This window comes from Pseudomonadota bacterium, from assembly GCA_034660915.1.
GTDB lineage: Bacteria > Desulfobacterota > Anaeroferrophillalia > Anaeroferrophillales > Anaeroferrophillaceae > DQWO01.
In genome coordinates, this window is record JAYEKE010000038.1 from 1 (window position 1) to 18838 (window position 18838).

Annotated in this window: 19 protein-coding genes; 14 read left to right on the forward strand and 5 right to left on the reverse strand. The window is 48.0% G+C overall.

Annotation, left to right across the window (positions count from 1 at the left end):
* The coding region (locus U9P07_02105; GenBank protein ID MEA2108199.1) for a histidine kinase dimerization/phospho-acceptor domain-containing protein at positions 1–1407 on the reverse strand (1407 nt) is incomplete at its 3' end.
* A 303-nt stretch (positions 1408–1710) separates the two neighbouring features.
* Between U9P07_02105 and U9P07_02110 the strand changes: the two genes are divergently transcribed.
* On the forward strand, positions 1711–4698 hold the full coding sequence (locus U9P07_02110; GenBank protein MEA2108200.1) for an AIR synthase-related protein: 2988 nt from the start codon (positions 1711–1713) through the stop codon (positions 4696–4698).
* A gap of 12 nt (positions 4699–4710) precedes the next feature.
* Positions 4711–5514 (forward strand): phosphoribosylformylglycinamidine synthase I, encoded by an 804-nt coding sequence (gene purQ / locus U9P07_02115; GenBank protein ID MEA2108201.1) that lies wholly within the window; start codon positions 4711–4713, stop codon positions 5512–5514.
* On the opposite strand, the gene U9P07_02120 is transcribed toward purQ, so the two are convergent.
* Positions 5499–6437 carry a VanZ family protein gene (locus U9P07_02120; protein MEA2108202.1) on the reverse strand — a complete coding sequence of 313 codons (939 nt, stop codon included), beginning with the start codon at positions 6435–6437 and terminating at the stop codon, positions 5499–5501. The two genes, purQ and U9P07_02120, sit on opposite strands and share 16 nt — an antisense overlap.
* A 167-nt stretch (positions 6438–6604) precedes the next feature.
* Between U9P07_02120 and mutM the strand changes: the two genes are divergently transcribed.
* From mutM to U9P07_02180, 12 genes are all read left to right on the forward strand, one after another.
* Positions 6605–7438, forward strand: a complete 834-nt coding sequence (gene mutM / locus U9P07_02125; GenBank protein MEA2108203.1) for a bifunctional DNA-formamidopyrimidine glycosylase/DNA-(apurinic or apyrimidinic site) lyase — start codon at positions 6605–6607, stop codon at positions 7436–7438.
* Between the two features lie 254 nt (positions 7439–7692).
* Positions 7693–8229: an RNA polymerase sigma factor gene (locus U9P07_02130; protein MEA2108204.1), complete on the forward strand. Its 537-nt coding sequence runs from the start codon at positions 7693–7695 to the stop codon at positions 8227–8229.
* Complete coding sequence (locus tag U9P07_02135) at positions 8226–8765, forward strand: hypothetical protein (GenBank protein MEA2108205.1); 540 nt, start codon at positions 8226–8228, stop codon at positions 8763–8765. Before U9P07_02130 ends, U9P07_02135 begins: the two co-directional genes overlap by 4 nt.
* On the forward strand, positions 8762–9199 hold the full coding sequence (locus U9P07_02140) for a periplasmic heavy metal sensor (GenBank protein ID MEA2108206.1): 438 nt from the start codon (positions 8762–8764) through the stop codon (positions 9197–9199). The genes U9P07_02135 and U9P07_02140 overlap by 4 nt, the downstream gene beginning before the upstream one ends.
* Positions 9200–9271: 72 nt before the next feature.
* Complete coding sequence (locus U9P07_02145) at positions 9272–9832, forward strand: isochorismatase family protein (protein MEA2108207.1); 561 nt, start codon at positions 9272–9274, stop codon at positions 9830–9832.
* Positions 9833–9908: 76 nt separating this feature from the next.
* Positions 9909–10100: a hypothetical protein gene (locus U9P07_02150; GenBank protein MEA2108208.1), complete on the forward strand. Its 192-nt coding sequence runs from the start codon at positions 9909–9911 to the stop codon at positions 10098–10100.
* 107 nt (positions 10101–10207) lie between these two features.
* A complete protein-coding gene (locus U9P07_02155) occupies positions 10208–11014 on the forward strand; it encodes a class I SAM-dependent methyltransferase (GenBank protein MEA2108209.1) in 807 nt (268 codons plus the stop codon).
* A 13-nt stretch (positions 11015–11027) separates the two neighbouring features.
* Positions 11028–11315 (forward strand): ACT domain-containing protein, encoded by a 288-nt coding sequence (locus U9P07_02160; protein ID MEA2108210.1) that lies wholly within the window; start codon positions 11028–11030, stop codon positions 11313–11315.
* Between the two features lie 16 nt (positions 11316–11331).
* Positions 11332–12717, forward strand: coding sequence for a PFL family protein (locus U9P07_02165; protein ID MEA2108211.1), 1386 nt, complete (start codon positions 11332–11334; stop codon positions 12715–12717).
* Between the two features lie 163 nt (positions 12718–12880).
* A complete protein-coding gene (locus U9P07_02170) occupies positions 12881–13585 on the forward strand; it encodes a TIGR00730 family Rossman fold protein (GenBank protein ID MEA2108212.1) in 705 nt (234 codons plus the stop codon).
* Between the two features lie 141 nt (positions 13586–13726).
* A complete protein-coding gene (locus U9P07_02175; GenBank protein ID MEA2108213.1) occupies positions 13727–14902 on the forward strand; it encodes an acetyl-CoA C-acetyltransferase in 1176 nt (391 codons plus the stop codon).
* Between the two features lie 138 nt (positions 14903–15040).
* Positions 15041–16765, forward strand: coding sequence for a sigma 54-interacting transcriptional regulator (locus tag U9P07_02180; GenBank protein MEA2108214.1), 1725 nt, complete (start codon positions 15041–15043; stop codon positions 16763–16765).
* Position 16766: 1 nt separating this feature from the next.
* Here U9P07_02180 and U9P07_02185 read toward each other — a convergent pair whose 3' ends face one another.
* From U9P07_02185 to U9P07_02195, 3 genes are all read right to left on the reverse strand, one after another.
* Positions 16767–17000, reverse strand: coding sequence for a hypothetical protein (locus U9P07_02185; protein ID MEA2108215.1), 234 nt, complete (start codon positions 16998–17000; stop codon positions 16767–16769).
* 77 nt (positions 17001–17077) lie between these two features.
* A complete protein-coding gene (locus tag U9P07_02190; GenBank protein ID MEA2108216.1) occupies positions 17078–18517 on the reverse strand; it encodes a hypothetical protein in 1440 nt (479 codons plus the stop codon).
* Positions 18518–18607: 90 nt separating this feature from the next.
* On the reverse strand, positions 18608–18838 hold a 231-nt coding region (locus U9P07_02195), incomplete at its 5' end, for a phenylacetate--CoA ligase family protein (GenBank protein MEA2108217.1).

Sequence of the window (18838 nt, forward strand, 5' to 3'; positions counted from 1 at the left end):
CTTACCCTCCTCTTTGGTGGTGAAAAAAGGGTCAAAAATATGAGGTAAGATATCACTGGGGATACCAGGGCCGGTATCAGAGATCTCAATGCACAGGCGATCACCATGTGAGGGCAGCCAGCAGAAAGGATATTCCAACACCTGGGTATCTTCATCTTCCTTATACATCCGTTCTCCGGTGGCCGGCAAGCGGGTACTGATGGTCAATTTTCCCTTGCCTTCCATGGCATCGACGGCATTAAGGATGATATTCATTAACATATGATTTAATTGCTGGGTATCACCCTGCACCAGTGGGAGCGCTTCAGCCAGGTTTTTTTCTATCTCAATATTATGGAAAATAGGTTGGCTTTCAAGCAAAAACATAGTTCTATTGATAGCCTTGTTGATATCACAGGGCTGCATAAACTGGCGGGTCTGGCGGGAAAATTCCAATAGTTCTTTGACCGTATCCCGACATCTTTCCGCGTCTCTCAAAATGCGGTGCAAATCTTCCTGGACCTCTTCAGCTAAATCATTTTCTTCCATAATTAATTTGGTAAACAGGATAATTCCCCCCAAAGGATTATTCAATTGGTGGGCAACACCGGCTGCCAGCTTGCCGATGGAGGCCATCTTTTCCGACTGCAGCAGCTGGTGCTGGGTTTTTTCCAATTCTTTTTCCATTTCGATGGTTTCCCGCAGATCACGGAAAAAACCGATTGTTGCCACTTCCTGATCATCTTTATAGACGATGGAGGCGTTGAGCCGCACCGGGATCGTTTCCCCCTTCTTCCCCAGCAGGGCAACATGGTGGGCTTTTAATTTTCCTTTGCCACCGTATTCTTTACTGCGGAGTTTGCGCATTACATCGGCGGCCTCGTTTTCATCAACATAGATATTTCTGACATCAAGTTTTTCAAGGGCTTCGTCAATACCGTACCCCAGGATTTCTGAAACTGAGTGATTGAAAATAACCAGTTTGCCGGTTCTGTCGGCGGCCACGACGCCATCTACCGAACTGAGCAGAAGATTGTGCAAAAAAGTACTGGATTGGCTCATCTGCTCTTCCAGCCAGACCTGGACCGGCAGGTCAAAATCCACCATGACCAGGGCGTCGATTTTACCATCGGAGAGCAGGGGGTAGCTGAAAATACAGGCTATTTTTTCCTGGGAGATGTTATGACTGCCAAGGAAGGTGGGAATGCGGGTCTGCAAAGATTCCAGGGCTGGGCAATGTTCGCAGGGACTTGGTAAATTTCGGAATTGCTCATAGCAGTGGCCCCCGACAATTTCAACATTGGAGTTTTTAAGGCCCTGTTCGTTCACCGCCAGGATTTCGAAATCCGGCGAAATGACAAAAAATTTCCTTTTGAAAGCATGAACAGCCTTGAGCAGATAATCCTGTTGATCGTTGGTTGAATGCATGCCGTTTACCTCAATGGAGATTTGATAGTTCAGATCAATGTTGCCTGCTTTGTCTTTCAGCCGAAATGCCTTTGAGCATAATGTACACTTTCGACAATAACACAGTTGAAAAATCTGTAAAAGTATTTATTGTCTTTGCTGGGTTAGAGTGGAACCCAATCACTTTTTAGGAATTCTGATAGGTATGTACTTCTATCTGTGGATATGTTATTTTCAACGAAGTGAAGGAATTGGTTTCCTTACTGTGTAGTTGGTGCTATGAGAGAACAAAATCCATTGTAAATGGTACATAAAGAAGAGGCTATGGCACATCGAATAGAAGTTTATTATCAGCAGCCCGAATTGGATACCCGGGCCCGGCGGATATTTGACCGTCTTAAGGGTTTGGGGTTGAGTGGCCGGATCACCGCGGTCTCCATCTCTGATGTTTATACCCTGGAGGGAGATTTTACCGCTGCGGAGCTGCTGCAGGCAGCAGAGTTATTGAGCAATCCGGTTGTTCATCAGTTTATTATTGATAAAGCCCGGACGCTGAAGGACTTTTCCCATGCCATTGAAGTTGGTTTTCTTCCAGGGGTTACGGATAATGTTGCCTCAACTACCGGAGAAACCCTTCAGGATAGCTGGCAGCGCCGGTTGCCCCCGGATGCCGGGATTTACAGTAGCCGGATTTTTTATCTGGTCGGTGATATTGATGAGCAGGATGTGGCGCGTATCTCTGCCAGCCTGGCAAATCCCCTGATTCAGCGGGTTCAGGTTAAATCGCAGGCAGGTTACCGAACGGAAGGGGGGATGGACCCGGTGGTCCCCCGGGTATCCTTAATGGAAACAGCCGGGGTTAAAACCATCGATCTTGACATCCCGGGTGCGCAGCTGGAAACTCTGGGGAAAAAGGGAATTATTGATCATTATGATGCCCATGAGCAGCCGGTGTTCCGGGGTCCTCTGGCGCTAGAACGGCCATATCTTGATGTTATCATAGATTATTTTAAGCATAAGGAACATCGTCATCCCACAGATATTGAGCTGGAATCCCTGGCGCAGACCTGGTCTGAACACTGCAAGCATACGATTTTTGCCGCTTCCATTGACGAGGTGGTTGATGGTTTATATCGGCGCTATATCAAGGGGGCGACTGCGAAAATACGAGCTTTACGGGGAGAGGATGACCCTTGTGTTTCCGTTTTTGTGGATAACTCCGGTGCCATTATTTTTGATGATGAATACCTGGTAACCGATAAAGTGGAGACCCATAATTCACCATCGGCACTGGATCCTTTCGGCGGGGCGATTACCGGCATTGTCGGGGTCAACCGGGATACGGTGGGTTTTGGCCTGGGGGCAAAACCGGTCTTGAATCGCTATGGTTATTGTTTTGCTGATCCCGGTGATTATGCGCCGATTTACCGTTCTCCCGGCCGACATAATCAGGCGCTTTTGCCTTGCAGGATTATGGAAGGGGTTATTGATGGGGTGCGAGTGGGGGGGAATTGTTCCGGCATTCCCACCACCCAGGGATTTATGGTCTTTGATCGCCGCTACAAGGGGAAACCGCTGGTTTTTGTCGGCACGGTCGGCCTGATTCCGCGTTTTATCAATGATCTGCCCAGCCATGAGAAAAAGGCGAAAGCCGGTGATTATATTGTCATGATTGGCGGTCGGGTGGGTTTGGATGGTATTCATGGGGCGACGTTTTCTTCTGAAGCCTTGACCGGCGGCAGTCCGGCGACCGCAGTGCAGATCGGGGATCCCATTACCCAGAAGAAGTTTTCCGATTGTCTGGTCAAGGCTGCCCGTGATTTGCAGCTGTATAACAGTATTACTGACAACGGCGCTGGTGGACTGTCCTGCTCGGTGGCGGAGATGGCCCGGGAATGTGGCGGCTGTTTGGTGGAGCTTGATCGGGTGCCGACCAAATATCCGGGAATGGCTCCCTGGCAGATATGGATCAGTGAGTCTCAGGAAAGGATGACCCTGGCGGTGCCGCCGAAAAACTGGGAACAGCTGCAAGATTTACTGAGTCGCCAGGGAGTTGAAGGAACCATCATTGGCAGGTTTACCGATACTGGTCGCTGTCAGGTACTCCATCAAGGGCAGACGGTAGTGGATCTGGATCTTGATTTTCTCCATAATGGTTTGCCGGCGAAAGTTCTGCAAACCGAGCCTTGCCGTGTGGTCTTGTCCCCGGTTGAATTACCGCTGCAACTGCCGGTCAACGACCTTTTTCTTAAACTCTTTGCCCGCTTGAATATCTGTTCCCGTTCCTTTGTCAGTACCCAGTATGATTATGAAGTCCAGGGCGGGTCGGTGTTAAAACCTTTGATTGGCCGGAACCGGATTGATAACTTTGCTACGGTTGTCCGACCGGTGCTGGATAAACCACGGGGGGTTGCGGTCTCCCAAAGCCTGTATCCCTCCTACAGTGAATTGGATCCTTATGCCATGGCCGTCGCCGGCATTGATACCGCCATCCGCAACCTGTTGGCTGTTGGCTGCCCCCTTGAGCGCATAGCCCTGTTGGACAATTTCTGCTGGTGCTCCTCAAATGACCCCGGCCGGCTCTGGCAGTTGAAAGAAGCGGCCCGGGCCTGTTATGAAATAGCGGTGGCATATGGGACTCCGTTTATTTCCGGCAAAGACAGCATGTTTAATGATTTTTGTGGTTTTGATTCCGATGACCAGCCCATAACCATCTCGGTGCCCCCCACTTTATTGATCTCTTCCCTGGGGGTTATTCCCCATGTTGACCGGGTCCGCTCCTTTGCTTTCCAGGAAGAGGGTGATTTGATTTACCTGATCGGGGAGACAGGCAGTGAGCTGGGTGGCAGCGAGTTTTTGACTATGCTGCGGGATGAAAAGTTTCTGGCAGGAGAAAACAGGGGGGTAGTTCCTCAGGTGCGGGCCAGGGATTTTCGGGCCATCTATGAGCAAATATGCAGCTTGGTTGAACCAGGATTATGCCGCTCCCTTTATCCTTTGGCCCAGGGCGGCCTGGCTGTGGCTCTGGGTAAGTCATCCATGGCTCATGGTCTGGGGGCGACTATCAAGGTTCCTGGTGATCAACGAGTGGAGTTTTATTTGTTTGCTGAATCATTGGGACGGTTTCTGGTAAGTATAGATCCTGGGCGGCGCCGGGTTTTTGAATCTGCTGCCGCCGCAATTCCCTGTCATTACTTGGGCACAGTCAATAAAAGTAGTCATCTGGAAGTGCTGCAAGATGAAACAACGTATGTAGATGTACCGCTTAAAGAGTTACTGGCGGCTTATCAACAGCCTTTCGCCGGCTTTTAGGGAGACTGATATATGGCTTCACCCCGAGTTCTGCTGCTGACCGGTTATGGCATCAATTGTGAGGAAGAAACAGCTTTTGCTTTCAGTCGCTGTGGGGCGCAATGTCGAATTATGCATGTGAATGATCTGATTGCCGATCCTGGGCAACTGAGGAAGGCGCAGATTTTTGTCGTTCCCGGCGGCTTTTCTTACGGCGATGATACCGGTTCCGGCAATGCCCTTGCCAACAAGATGAGAAATACCCTCTGGTCGGAATTGATGGATTTTGTTCTTGGTGACCGTCTGGTGCTGGGAATCTGCAACGGCTTCCAGGTGTTGGTGAACCTGGGCTTGCTGCCGGGATTTGCTGAAAATTACGGTGAACGCCAGGTGGCATTGATCTCCAACTCTTCATCCCGCTATGAGTGTCGTTGGGTGGATCTGCTGGTGCCGGAAAACCATTCCGTTTTTTTACAGGGTCTGAACCGGCTCCATATACCCATAGCCCATGGTGAGGGCAGGTTTTACGCCCCCCTTGAAGTTTTGCCGCGTCTCCAGGATGGCGGCAATGTGGCGATGATGTATGCGGATCAGGAAGGGAGACCGGCTGGGGGAAAGTTTCCCCAAAACCCCAATGGTTCACTGTTTGATATCGCCGGGATTTGTGATGACAGTGGAAAAGTTTTAGGGATGATGCCACATCCTGAACGGGCCCTGGTTCTGAGCCAGTTGCCTTCCTGGCCGGATATGACTGCCCGACAGGAAACCGGGAAATGGGATGATCCCGGCCCCGGTTTTGCCCTTTTTCAAAACGCGGTCAATTATTTTTCCAGGTAAAAATAATCAAGATGAATGGTAACCGGCTGCTGAAGCTGCACGGTAAAGAGCCGTAGATTGATAATTGTGGTCATATCCATTTTCCTGCCGGTCGGAGCATTTTTGATTTCCTTGAGCGGGATGGAAAAATCATTCCATCCTGGTTGGCAGGTTAACCGCCGATTGAAGCGATCATGGTAGTCATTGCCAGATTTGGCGTGGAAGCGGTCGTGAAGGCGGCAGACGATGATCAATGGTGTTTCCGTCCCGTTGTGGATACTGAAATGCAGGCTGGTATATTGCGACCAGTCCGGAGGGAAATAAAGGAGGGAATCTCCTGAATACTGCTCGGTGGTCAGCAGAACTTTAAGGGAAGAGTGCCCATGGCGGGCCAGCTGGTGGTCTATCTGCCCTTGTTCCCATCGACTTAGCTCAAATGGTGTTTCAAAATCAGCCAGCAGGGGGAACTGATCTCTGGCTATGGTTTCATCGATCAGGGCTTTCCCCAGGGGGATGAGGGTAATGATGGTCAGGAAAATGACCAGAAACCGGAATTTTCGCTGGCGGCTTGAGCACAGCGATGTCCTGGCTGGCAACAGGAATGCTGCCGCGATCAGGGTTCCCAGGCAGTCGCGCCAGATATCAGCGATATCCAGTGTTCGCTGAGAGAATATCTGCATAACTTCCGTGGTCCCTCCGGCCAGGAGTGTCAGAAATAGCAGCATGCTGAGCAAAGGCAGGAATTTTCGGGGCAGGAATTTTTTCCCATGATACCAGATAATGACACTTAGGGCGGCAAAGAGAATGATGTGGCCCAGGTTCCAGGCCTGGGTAGCCGAGCGCAGGCTATCATCCGGTCCCCTGTAAAACAGTAATATGCTGCCAAAGACAGCACAGAGATAAGAGGCAAATCTTTTTGCTGGCGTAATAGAGCCGGTTGTCATGTTGAAATCTCTGTAGTCAGTTTTTTCCTGTCTTCTTGTAACACAAACTTCAGGCGAATAAAAAAGCTAAAAGCGTTGTAGCTGCTTGAGCGTATTTCAAGCCGGCTGGCCGCATGTTGAAGGGGTATTCGCCGGATAGTGCCATGGCTGAAGAATGATGAAAAATCATGCCTGAACTGCCGGAAGTTGAAACTGTTGCCAGGGTTTTACATCCGCATCTTCTTGGACGGAAGATGACCAGAGTAGATGTCCTGACGGATAAGCTTCGCAAGCCTCTTGCTCCTTTTAAGCAGAAGTTGCCGGATGTGTTGGATAAGGAAATTATCAAAATTTCCCGGCGGGCAAAGTATATTGTGCTTGAATTTACCGGCATGCGGGTCATGCTGCTGCATCTGGGAATGAGTGGTTCCCTGAAAATTGTTCCAGGGGAGTTGCCAGTGGAAAAGCATGAACGTATAATCTGGTTTTTAGATGATGGTTGCAGTCTGCGTTTTCATGATCCCCGTAAATTTGGTCTGGTTGACATCCTGCCGCTGCACATTCCAGGATCTCTCCCTGAATGTCTGGACAATCTGCCGCCTGAACCCCTTGGGGAGCATTTTTCCTCCAGCTATCTCCATCGCCTGAGCCGTGGCCGCCGGCGACCGATCAAATCACTGTTGATGGACAATAATTTTGTGGTTGGGATTGGTAATATTTATGCCAGCGAATCACTGTTTCGGGCTGGCATTCGGCCAACGAAAGCGGCAGGCAAACTGAGCCAACGGCAGTATTTAGCCTTGGTTGAGGCTATTAAGCAGGTGTTAACCGAGGCCATTGCCGCTGGCGGGACCACTATCAGTGATTTTGTCGGTCTGGATGGGACTGAAGGCAGGTTTGCCCGCCATTTGAATGTCTATGGACGGGCAGGCGAAACCTGTTTGACCTGTCATCAGGCAGCCATTTTGAAAACCGTCATTGGCGGTCGTTCGACTTATTATTGTCCCCATTGTCAAAGATAGGCATTGTTATTACATAAGGTCATGGTGTTTTTTAACCGGGCCGAGTTCTCGTACTTTTGTTCCTCAATTGCCGAAAAAAACAGCGGTATCTCCAATGGCGGGTAAACTAAGATTATATAGGGGACGTCTATAATCAGTGGTGGAACCTTACAGGTATGATGTCTTCAGGTCGTGATGACTATGGGCTCAGTAGTTGGACAAAAAGACCATTTTGCAAGGTAGCCTGTAAATGACCTTGCGGATATTGAATCTTTATGGATCATAATACCTTTGACCAGTTCCTGGACCAATGGCAGAATGATATTTACCGGATGATACGATCCCGGGTTAATGCCCCGGCTGATGCGGAAGATATCATGCAGGACGTGTTGCTGAAGCTTTACCGTGGGCTTGACAGTTTTCGCGGTGAATCGCAATTGAAAACCTGGATATACCGACTGGTAAAAAATGCAATTGCTGATTACTATCGGAAGCCATGGTGGAAATTTGACTGGGTTAGGGAGCGGGACTTTCCCGATGGTTCAAAATCGCAGCCGGCATTGGAGCAATATTTTGATGAACAACAAGTTTCAGCTTTGGATGCAGTCCTCAGTAAAGAGCAGGGGAAACACCTTTTGACGCTGATGAATCGTCTCAGCCCGGCAGAAAAGGAATATTTTAGCCTCAGGTTTTTGGATGGTTTTTCATTATTGCAGATATCAGAGGCGGCCGGTAAAAATCTGAATACAATTAAGACCCATCTTTATCGGGCGGTTAAAAAGATGAAAACTTACTTGCTGGAGGAGTCATGATGGATAACTCGTTATCTTCATCCACTTGTGAAGATCATCTGCTGGAGGTCCTCATTGATGGTGAGCAGTGCGCTCAGGGTTCACAGGAACATGTTTCCTCCTGTTCGAGCTGCCGGCAGCAACTGCTACGTTTTCAACAACAGGTGGATGATACTCGTGATTACCTTGCTCCGACGACCTTGCAAATGCAGCGGATTCGGGCTAAGGTACGGGATGAAATTGAGCGAAAGACTAATCGGGGATTTAGCTGGCAGCCGGCATGGACTTCAGTGATGGTTCTGGGATGTTTTATTTTGCTGACTTTTATGATACCTTACCACTTTCCGCCGGTGGCCCAGGTGTCCCTGGAAAGCCCATCGCTATTTGCCAGCGCCGACAGCCTGGAAGTTATGGCGGATCAATTACTGCCGGGCACGGCGGCTTCTGAACCTGTTTGGGTCAGTACTTTGAGTGGTGGAATCCTGGAGAGTGAGATTATGGAACAAATAGACGAGATGATAGAATTTGTTATTCCCGAAGCAGGAGAGCAAACATGAACCGGAAAAAGACTTTGTTTATGGTACTGGTGGTCACTCTTGGTTTGTCGGCGGCATTGTCAGGATGGGCTGGCAGCCGGACAGATTTATTGCGAAAATGGTGGCGTAATGATCGCTTTGCGGCCCGTTTGGGTTTGACGGCGGACCAAAAACAGAAACTGGATAAACTTTTTTCCGGGCATCGGCTTGAATTTATTGAATTACGCACAGAGGTAGACAAAAGTGGGGTGCGGCTGGAACGGGCCATGGAGTCAAAGGACTTTTCAGCAGATCAGGCAAGAGAACGGCTGGCTGACGCTCAGCGTGCCAATGAAAGGCTGAATAATGCTCGCATGGAATATCTGCTGGAGGTGAGGGGAATCCTTTCTCGGGAGCAGTTTATGAAGTTAAAGAAAGTTACAGAGGAGAGGCGACAGAGGCGGCAGAAAAAATAGTTGATGGCGTGTCTGAAACCGCATGCAGGTGAGATTGTTTTTGAGATTAAACCTAACGGAAAGGAGTAACAGATGAGTGGCCGGTCATTTTGTCCGATAAAGGATCAATCAGCGTTGATTATTGTGGATTTTCAAGATGCAATCTTAAATACTTTTGCTCCGAAAGTGATTGAACAGCTGAAAAAACAGGCGGCGTTGGCTATTCAGATGGCCAGAAAACTTTCCATTCCCATTGTGGTTATGGAGCAATATCCCCAAGGTTTAGGGGCGACCAATGAGGAAATAAAGATGGTGCTTGATGATGATTACCAGCCGTTTGCGAAAAAAATCTTTTCCGGTTGGGATGCTATCGGTGAGCGGGTCGCAGAGCTTGGGCGAAATCAACTGCTGATCATGGGGATTGAAACCCATATCTGTGTCCTGCAGACAGCAATCGATCTTTTGGATCAGGGATACTCGGTGTTTGTGCTTAAAGATGCGGTCGGATCACGGTATACTTTTGATTTTCAGGCCGGATGTTCCCTCATGGAGCGGGCTGGGGGTATTATGACCAGCGTTCAGACGGTTCTTTTCCATTTTCTTGAAAAGGCTGAGGGCCCGGATTTTAAGGCTATGCTGCCTTATCTTAAATAGTTACTCAACTTTTTGAGTTGATCTGAAAACAGCTGGACTGTGGGGGCGCTAAAGCAATGTCCCCGGATGTTCCGGCATGGCTCTCGCTCATTCTCGCCGGCCGTCCATGGCCTGCCTGTGCGTGCCGCACGCAGACAGGCCGGCTTGTGAGGACACCGCTAAAGCAATGTCCCCGATTGTCCGCCGCGAATCACAATGTGGGACAGTTTTAAAAACTGTCCCAACCCAGGCGGCAATACCGCCTGCCTGTCGGCAGACACGGCTATGAGCCAAGCCCGAACATCCTGAAATGGTTCTCTGGTAATCTAAGTCAGAAAGTTGAGATAGTTACAAAATTTAAACCAAAAATCAGTGCTTATTCGGGTTGGGAGAGTTATGACAAAACCGGAAAAGTTTCACCTTAAGGTGAAACAGAAGGTAGCCGACAACTTTGATCAAAGTTATCAGATTTATCAGGATTTTGAAGAGAAACATCATTTCTTCTATGATCTTACCGTCCAGCTGGCGAAGAAAATTGGTTTGCAGTCCGGAAGCCGGGTGCTGGACGTTGGTTGTGGCAACGGTATTTCCGCCCTAGCCCTGCATGAACAATTTTCCTGCCAGGTAATGGGGCTTGACCTGTCGGCCAGGATGGTGGCGGACGGACAGGCTTTGCATGTTGCCAACCAGGAGGTTTGTCTGGTGCTGGGAGATGGGGAGCGATTGACTGAGATCGTCGGTGATCAGCTTTATGACTATGTCCTTTACAATGCTTCGATTTTTATTTTTCCGGATGTGGAACGTAGTCTCAGGGAAGCGGCAGCGTGCTTGTCCCCGGGAGGTAAAGTCGCTTTTTCATTTTATCCCCATTTGACCAATCCAGCTGGCGATGATTTGTTCGCTGTGGCTTTTCAGCGTCTTGGAGAACCACTTCCGCGCTTTCGGGTTATTACGGATTATCAGAAAGCATCCAGTGCTTTGGAGCAGTATTGCCATCATGTTTGCCATCATCAATGGATACGGCCATTTGATCTCGAGTTCATGCGGGATTTTTTTTCCATTCCCGCCCAGTCCGCATCTTTGTTTCCCGGGCGGGATTATGAGGCCAGGCGGGAACTGATAGGGCAATTGTTCGCCTCGCTTGAGGATGTTGCTTCTCAGGCTTCCATTGTCTGGAGGATGGCAGAAGGGACAAAAGCTTAAAAGGAATTGCGCTATGAAAAGTAAAGAAAAAAACCTGGCGATAGTGTTGGTTATTGGCAAGGATCAAACTGGTATTGTAGCTCAGGTGGCTGATTTTCTCTGGAAGGAAAACATCAATATCGAGGATATTAACCAGAAAATCATACAGGGTGTTTTTGTCATGACCATGCTGGTGGATATGGTTGATGCCCGCAGTGATGTGGGGGTCGTGGGGCCGAAGCTGGAAAAATTGGGGGAGAAAATTGGCCTTTCCATCCAGCTTCAGCACCATAAAATTTTTGAAGTTATGCATCGGGTTTGATGGGACAGGCTTTTTTATGCCACAGATAATCTCTTTAGAAGAAGTGTATGAAACATATCAAATGACTGAAAAGGAGCATTTTGATATCCGGGCGGTAACCCTGGGAATTAATTTGCTGCCATGTGTCTCTGATGATTTTGCCACCCTCTGCAGACGAACGGAAAAAAAGATTCTGGCAACCGCCCGCCACTTTGTCAAGCGGGCCGAAAAAATCCAGTCCTATTATGGTATACCCATCATCAACCGGCGGATCACCATAACTCCGGCCGCGGTGGTGTTGGCCGGCGCTTTGACGGGGGCGGCCGAACAGGATCTGGATCGTTGTGTAGCCTATGCGCAGCTTCTCGATAGTTGCGCCGGTGAAGTTGGGGTTGATTTTCTGGGTGGTTATGGTGGCTTTTGTGAGAAAGGTATGACCTATGCCGAACAGACATTAATGGATGCTATTCCTGTTGCTTTGGGTGAAACAAAAAAAGTTTGCGGTTTTTTCAGCCTGGCATCCAGTAAGGCCGGTGTCAATATGCGGGCGGTGGCTAAAGTTGGCGGTATTATCCGGGATCTGGCCATGAACAGCGACCAGGCCATAGGCGCGGCTAAATTTGTGGTATTTGCCAATCCGGTCAGCGATAATCCGTTTATGGCCGGCGGTTATCACGGCCTGCAGGAAGCTGACAACATTATAAACGTCGGGATTTCCGGTCCAGGGGTGTTGCGACGGGTTGTTGCCGGCTTGCCCCGGGATCTTGCCCTGGATGAGGTGGCGGAAGCGATCAAAAAGACCGCTTTTAAAATAACCCGGGCCGGGGAGCTAATTGGGCAGGAATTGGCTCGCAGCCTTGGTGTCCGTTTTGGCTCCATTGATGTTTCTTTAGCCCCGACTACCGCTGTGGGGGATAGTGTTGGCCGTATATTGGAAGCCATGGGGCTTGAACGAGTAGGAACCCATGGTTCAACCGCGGCGCTGGCGCTGCTGACCGATGCGGTAAAAAAGGGTGGCATGATGGCTTCATCGCATGTTGGTGGTTTGAGTGGCGCTTTTATCCCGGTCAGTGAGGATGTTGGACTGTTGGAGGCGGTGAAGGTTGGAGCTTTGGGGATAGATAAACTTGAAGCGATGACCACGGTTTGCTCGGTGGGACTTGATATGATTGCGGTTCCTGGTGATACCAAAACTACCACTATTTCGGCGATTATTGCTGATGAGCTGGCCATCGGGGTGATGAACAATAAAACTACGGCGGTACGATTGATTCCGGTTCCCGGGAAAAAAGCGGGAGATCATGTTTCCTGGGGAGGGCTGTTGGGGAACGCTTATATCATGCCGTTACATAAAGAGAGCAGCGACTATTTTATCTGGCGCAAAGGGCAGTTGCCGGCGCCGGTAACCAGTTTCCGAAATTAGTGCCTTACAGGTTATTTTATTGTTTGGAAAACAAGAAAATGTTAAGTGCTTCACAATTTCCTTGCCGTTAGGCAAAGGTTCTAATGAAGAAACTTATGCAAGGCTCTGATAAGAGCACTTACTTGCAGGTAACGCCCGCGTTAGTTTTTCCTTAGGGGTAATTATGTCTGGCAATAATAATCACAATCATGAGCAGTATCTCATCGATGACTTTAAGCTTGAAGAGAGCTGGCGGATATTCAAAATAATTTCTGAATTTGTAGAAGGGTTTGAGAAACTGTCAGATTGTGGTCCGGCGATTACTATCTTTGGTTCTGCCAGGACCCGGGAGGAACATGAAGATTATCAGCAGGCTTTGGCATTGGGGAATATAATGGCAAAGTCCGGGATTACCGTCATAACCGGTGGTGGGCCGGGGATTATGGCCGCCGCCAATCGCGGCGCCCTGGAGGCAGGCGGGGACTCTGTAGGTTTGAATATCACTTTGCCCATGGAGCAAAAGCCAAATGAATATATCTCTAAACTGGTATCCTTTAAATATTTCTTTGTGCGCAAAGTCATGCTGATTAAATATTCCAAGGCTTTTGTCGTTTTCCCCGGGGGGTTTGGAACTCTCGATGAGATGTTTGAAGCTTTGACCCTGATTCAAACAGATAAGATTCGTCCTTTCCCGATCATTCTCTATGGCAGTCATTACTGGCAGGGCCTGTTTTCCTGGTTGCGTAAAGAGTTGGAGGCTTCGGGTTATATCCGTGAAGAGGACCTGTCTTTATTGCAGGTTGTTGATGATGTTAATGAGATTGTTTCAGTGATTAAAACATTTATGCATAATGAACTGGAAGAAAATAATCAAGAGCCTTTAGGCTGAAGTTGACTGTCAGGCGAAATCATCTTGTTTCAGTCGGGGCTTGTTGGTTTCGGCTAAGCCGGATATAGGAATGTTTGCGAAGACGTATACAAACGTCAGGTAAATTTAGTTCATTTAAATGGTTTTTAAGGAGAAAAAGAGATGAAAGAAGCAGTTATTGTAAGTGCGGTGCGGACCCCTTTGGGCAGTTTTAATGGTTCTCTTAAGAATATCGGCGCTACTGATCTTGGTGGCCTGGTTATTAGAGAAGCGGTTAAGCGGGCCGCTATTGATAAGGAAATGGTTGATGAGGTTCTCATGGGGCAAGTGTTGCCGCTGGGTTACGGTCAGAACCCGGCAAAACAAGCTGCCGTGAAGGCCGGTATGCCATGGAAGGTGGAGTGTATCACGGTCAATAAGGTATGCGGCTCCGCCCTGAAAACGGTTATGTTGGCGGCTCAGGCTATCCAGGTTGGTGACGCGGAAATAATAGTTGCCGGCGGCATGGAAAACATGACCATGGCGCCGTATTATCTGGATAAGGGTCGTTTTGGTTATCGCATGGGGCCGGGAACGCTTGAGGACAGCATGGTCCACGATGGTCTTTGGGATATTGTCAATGATTTTCATATGGGTATTTCCAACGAACTTTGCTCGGAAAGATATCATGTCAGCCGGGAAGATCAGGATCGCTATGCCGAGGAATCTTATCGCCGAGCGTTAAAATCCATTGAATCCGGCAGGTTTGAGGATGAAATTATTCCCGTGGAAATTCCTCAAAAAAGAGGAGAGCCGGTGATCTTCAGCCAGGATGAGTGTCCTCAGGACACGAGTTATGAAATACTGGCAAAAATGAAGCCTGCGTTTAAACAAGGTGGGCTGACGACGGCGGGAAACGCGTCTATTCTCAGTGATGGCGCGGCTGCGGTCGTGGTCATGTCCAGAGAAAAAGCGATAGAGCTTGGTTGTCCCATCATGGCAACTATAGGAGCGCAGGCATCTTTTGCCATTGACATGAAATATGTTCTTGTTGCCCCCATTTGGGCAATTCCGAAATGCCTGGCTAAGGAGGGGATTACGACTGGAGATGTGGACCTTTATGAGGTCAATGAAGCGTTTAGTGGTTCCACCGTTGCCGTGCTGAGGGAACTGGGGATTGATCCTGCCATAGTAAATGTAAACGGTGGCTCCGTGGCCCTTGGACATCCGATTGGGGGCAGTGGGTGTCGAGTGCTGGTAACCCTGCTTCATGAAATGATAAAACAGGATAAAAAGTCCGGCCTGGCTACTCTGTGCCTTGGTGGGGGAGAGGCAGTTGCCATGGTTGTCAAGCGGTAATTTGTTAATTTACCCACAACCATCTTGATGGTGTCGTAACAACTCCTGTTTCGTCATGCCGGGCTTGACCCGCATCCAGTAGCTTAACGCAGTCGCAATTGTCTAGCGATTTTGAGAGTATCTTCTGGGAGAGAGTAAATGCTGGTTAAAGATTTGATGGATGTTGACAGGGAATCGTTGCCGATTGTTTTTCCTGAATACTCAATTGAAAAAGCAACGGAGATTGGCCAGTCCATTACGTCTAATGTTCTGCCTGTGGTTGATCAAGCGGCAAGGTTTATTGGTGTGCTGGAGAGAAGTACGTTGGCTGCCGCGGAGCGGGGAACTGTTGGTGATCTCTATGTTTCATCTTTGAATGCCCCGCTGGAAAATGAGAACGCCTTAAAGATTAAAGAGTTCTTTAGTCAGCGTGATGATGAACTCATGTTTGTCGCTGATAGAGAAGGTTTGTTGTTAGGGGCTGTCTCCGTCAACAACCCGGCCATTTTACATTTGGGTGCGGTGACAAAATTTATTCCCGCTCCAGAGATATTTGATGCCATGCATGATGCGATTATCATTATAAATGCCGAAACAATGATTGTTTATACCAATCATGCCTATAGCAAATTAATTGGAGTTGCCAGTTGGAAGATTCTTGGTAAAAGCATGACCATAGTGGAGCCCACTTCTAAATGTCTACGGGTTTTGCGAGGTGCGGAGCCGTATGTCAATGAACGTATTCGCATTGAATCTGTGGACATGGAAGTTATCGCGACCATTACTCCCATCTATAATGGAGGGAAAAAAGTAGGAGCTGTTTCAGTCTTTCGCAGCATCGATGAAACCATCGAACTCAGCCGGAAGGTTGAGCGGATGGAGCACATGAATAGGTATTTGAAGAATGAATTGGATTTAAAAGCCAAACTGCCGCGAGCCTTTAATTCTATTATTGGTAAAAATGGTCGGTTAGCGGTGGTTTTGGCCAAAGCTAACCGGGTTGCCACTACCAATGTTAACGTCCTGATCAGAGGAGAAAACGGTACCGGAAAAGAAGGGATAGCCAATGCCATTCACAATACCAGTGAGAGAAGAAAAAACCCGATGATTCGCGTTAACTGTGCCGCCATACCTGAGCCGCTCCTGGAAAGTGAGCTTTTTGGTTATGCCGCGGGAGCTTTTACTGGTGCCCAAAAAACTGGAAAAATCGGTAAATTTGAGTTGGCTGATAAAGGGACCATATTTCTTGATGAGATTGGAGATATGGGCTTGGCTATGCAAGCTAAGCTGTTGCGGGTAACCCAGGAAAAGCAAATAGAACGTGTTGGTGGTCAGGGGGTTATCGATGTTGATGTCCGGATTATCTCGGCAACAAATAAAAATCTGGAAGAGATGGTCAAAGATGGCAGCTTCAGGGAAGATTTATATTATCGACTCAATGTTTTTACTATAACTCTTCCTCCTTTGCGGGATCGTAAAGATGATATTTACCTTCTGGTGGATCATTTTACTGACAGCATAGCGAGAGAAAAAGGCATAGAGCCGCTTTATTTTTCAAAAGAGGTCATGGATCTCTTTATGGAATATGATTGGAAAGGCAATATCAGGGAACTGCAGAATGTGGTTGAATATGTTGCTGTAGTCTGCCGGGGGGATACCGTGTTTCCTGATGATCTGCCGCGCTATCTCTTGAATTATAAAACGGGCAGTCAGAGTGAGGCTAAAGAAACAGGTGCTATGGGGGAAAAAATTAAAGAGGTGGAAAAAAAGGCCATCATTAACGCCTTAAAAGAACATAATAACAATAAGTCTGCCGCGATGCGTACTCTTGGTATAAGCAGGAGAACTTTCTATAAAAAGCTGAAACAATATGCGATTGAATAAGCTATTGTTTCTCTAAAAGTTTTTTTGCGCCCATGATTTTTTTTCTGAATAAAGGCTGGTAAATGAACCAGAAGAAAGCCAGCCAGATAAAAATCATCGCAGTGAGATAATCGCTGTCGGGAAACAGACGTTTCAGGAGATAAATTCCCAGGTAAATGATCAGAACGCCCCCAATGGTGTAGGGGACTCCGACTTTTAATAAAACAATTAATTTTTTTCTGACATTTTGCTTCATTTTGACAACCATGATGGGTCTCGGCCAGCTATACTTTTGCTTAAAGTATAGCTGGCCGAAAATCGTTTCCTTGCTATTTACTCAGTGTCATACTCTTTTAATTCTTTTTCTACTTCTTTGTCTACATTTCCAGGAGGTTCTTCTTCCTCTTTTTCTGGATTATATTCTAAAGCAAAAAAGAGGATTGCCCCGATTATGAGAGCCAATGTCGGGCCGGACCATAAAGGGCTGCCCCAAAGCTTGACGTAGTTTGCTGTTACCAGCACCGCCCCCATAACGCCGGCAATACCACGTTGAACATTGGTATGGCACATGGCAAAGGCAAGATAGATGCACAGATATCCCTGAATTAACAAGGTAAGACCAAAACCGATCATTTTGGCGGGAAGAATAATCTGGACAAATGGATGACAAACCATAGCGATACTCATACCCCAGAAAAGGGATGTCGCGCCGCCCCAGTAGGATGGTTCCTCTTTCGGGGTTGCATGTTTGTAGCGATTGACAACCAGAGCCTGTCCCCCGGTCCATTGCGGTCCACAAAGAGAGATGAAAGGTATAAAAAATCCTTGAAATACATTACGGAATGAAGTGATGATGTGATTGCGGGGGACACTGAAAATAATCTTTTCATCGGGCCGGGCCTGGCTGGCATCGTCAATCATGGCTTCAAGTACCAGAATATCACCAAAGGCAAGCACATAGGCGACAATAGCCAGAGAAACAGCAGCCGCCCACGTAGATGCAGAAGGGAAGCCGACGCCAACAGCGGAAAATGAATTGATCATGTCACCAAAAGGCAGAGCAATAATGAAACGATCAAAAATCCCGGTTGGAGGCTTTATTTCCCCGGTCATCAGACCGACCAGGTAGCCGACAACAAATCCCGGAGCGATTCCGAAGCTGGCGACCCAGGCAAACCAGCCGAATTTCTTTCTAAATGATACAGCCCGAGTGGAAAATAGCACAAAAAAACTTAAAAAGCTGGCAACCAGAAATGAGATGGGCATTTTGCCGATAAATGGCTGGCTGGGTTTGAAGACGCGCATCAGCGAGGCGAAGCCGGCCCCCAGTAATATTCCGGAACGCATGGATATGGGGAAGTGTTTTATAACATATTTGGATATGCCGGTAGCACCTAAAATCAAAAAAATCAGCCCGACAAGAACTTGCAGGGCAATCAATGCCTGAATTCTTTCAGGTCCGGCCTCAAACCCGGTAAGATAGGAAATGTATAGGGGTATGCCGGCTGTTATCCAGCCACTGATGGAAGGATCACCGAAAGAGGTATGCAGAAGATAGAGAAAGTTATTCAGAACTACCATCAATACCGCCACTTCAATGGGAATGCCTAAAAACTTGGTCATTGCCGCGGTAATTCCCAGAGGAACACAACTGAGAATGGCTCCCTGGATAAAATCCTGATATTCGACCCGATAATGAATAAAAGGAAGACGTAGTTTTAGCACCCCGCCGATATACGGTTGTTCCTTTCTTAATTCCTGTTTGTTTGCCATGACTATTTTCTCCTTTATTAATCTGGTTAATGACAGAATAAGCTCCTCTCCTTACCTTAAAGGGAAGGAGAGGAGCTTCCCAGCACTTTGCTATCTTTTATCAACTACGCGTTTGGCTTTATGGGTTTCCCGGGGCAAGGTTCCGGCTTCGCGGATGCTGATTCTCGGTCGGATGCCAACCAGTTTTTGACAATCTGTCTGTATTCCTTTCGCTAAAGTATCAACATCGCCCTGGAAGTTTTTGTTTTTCTCGACTTCGACAGTCAAAACCGCCATGTGTTTTTCTTCGGTGACCACGCAGAGATATTCCCCGGTCAAGGA

What these genes read in the sequence shown, in the direction of transcription:
- U9P07_02120 (MEA2108202.1), bottom strand. Translation starts at nt 6,437, where the DNA reads ATGACAACCGGCTCTATTACGCCAGCAAAAAGATTTGCCTCTTATCTC.
- U9P07_02130 (MEA2108204.1), top strand. Translation starts at nt 7,693, where the DNA reads ATGGATCATAATACCTTTGACCAGTTCCTGGACCAATGGCAGAATGAT.
- U9P07_02160 (MEA2108210.1), top strand. Translation starts at nt 11,028, where the DNA reads ATGAAAAGTAAAGAAAAAAACCTGGCGATAGTGTTGGTTATTGGCAAG.
- U9P07_02165 (MEA2108211.1), top strand. Translation starts at nt 11,332, where the DNA reads ATGCCACAGATAATCTCTTTAGAAGAAGTGTATGAAACATATCAAATG.
- U9P07_02145 (MEA2108207.1), top strand. Translation starts at nt 9,272, where the DNA reads ATGAGTGGCCGGTCATTTTGTCCGATAAAGGATCAATCAGCGTTGATT.
- U9P07_02180 (MEA2108214.1), top strand. Translation starts at nt 15,041, where the DNA reads ATGCTGGTTAAAGATTTGATGGATGTTGACAGGGAATCGTTGCCGATT.
- mutM (MEA2108203.1), top strand. Translation starts at nt 6,605, where the DNA reads ATGCCTGAACTGCCGGAAGTTGAAACTGTTGCCAGGGTTTTACATCCG.
- U9P07_02190 (MEA2108216.1), bottom strand. Translation starts at nt 18,517, where the DNA reads ATGGCAAACAAACAGGAATTAAGAAAGGAACAACCGTATATCGGCGGG.
- U9P07_02140 (MEA2108206.1), top strand. Translation starts at nt 8,762, where the DNA reads ATGAACCGGAAAAAGACTTTGTTTATGGTACTGGTGGTCACTCTTGGT.
- U9P07_02150 (MEA2108208.1), top strand. Translation starts at nt 9,909, where the DNA reads ATGGCTCTCGCTCATTCTCGCCGGCCGTCCATGGCCTGCCTGTGCGTG.
- U9P07_02185 (MEA2108215.1), bottom strand. Translation starts at nt 17,000, where the DNA reads ATGAAGCAAAATGTCAGAAAAAAATTAATTGTTTTATTAAAAGTCGGA.
- U9P07_02110 (MEA2108200.1), top strand. Translation starts at nt 1,711, where the DNA reads ATGGCACATCGAATAGAAGTTTATTATCAGCAGCCCGAATTGGATACC.
- U9P07_02135 (MEA2108205.1), top strand. Translation starts at nt 8,226, where the DNA reads ATGATGGATAACTCGTTATCTTCATCCACTTGTGAAGATCATCTGCTG.
- U9P07_02170 (MEA2108212.1), top strand. Translation starts at nt 12,881, where the DNA reads ATGTCTGGCAATAATAATCACAATCATGAGCAGTATCTCATCGATGAC.
- U9P07_02175 (MEA2108213.1), top strand. Translation starts at nt 13,727, where the DNA reads ATGAAAGAAGCAGTTATTGTAAGTGCGGTGCGGACCCCTTTGGGCAGT.
- U9P07_02155 (MEA2108209.1), top strand. Translation starts at nt 10,208, where the DNA reads ATGACAAAACCGGAAAAGTTTCACCTTAAGGTGAAACAGAAGGTAGCC.
- purQ (MEA2108201.1), top strand. Translation starts at nt 4,711, where the DNA reads ATGGCTTCACCCCGAGTTCTGCTGCTGACCGGTTATGGCATCAATTGT.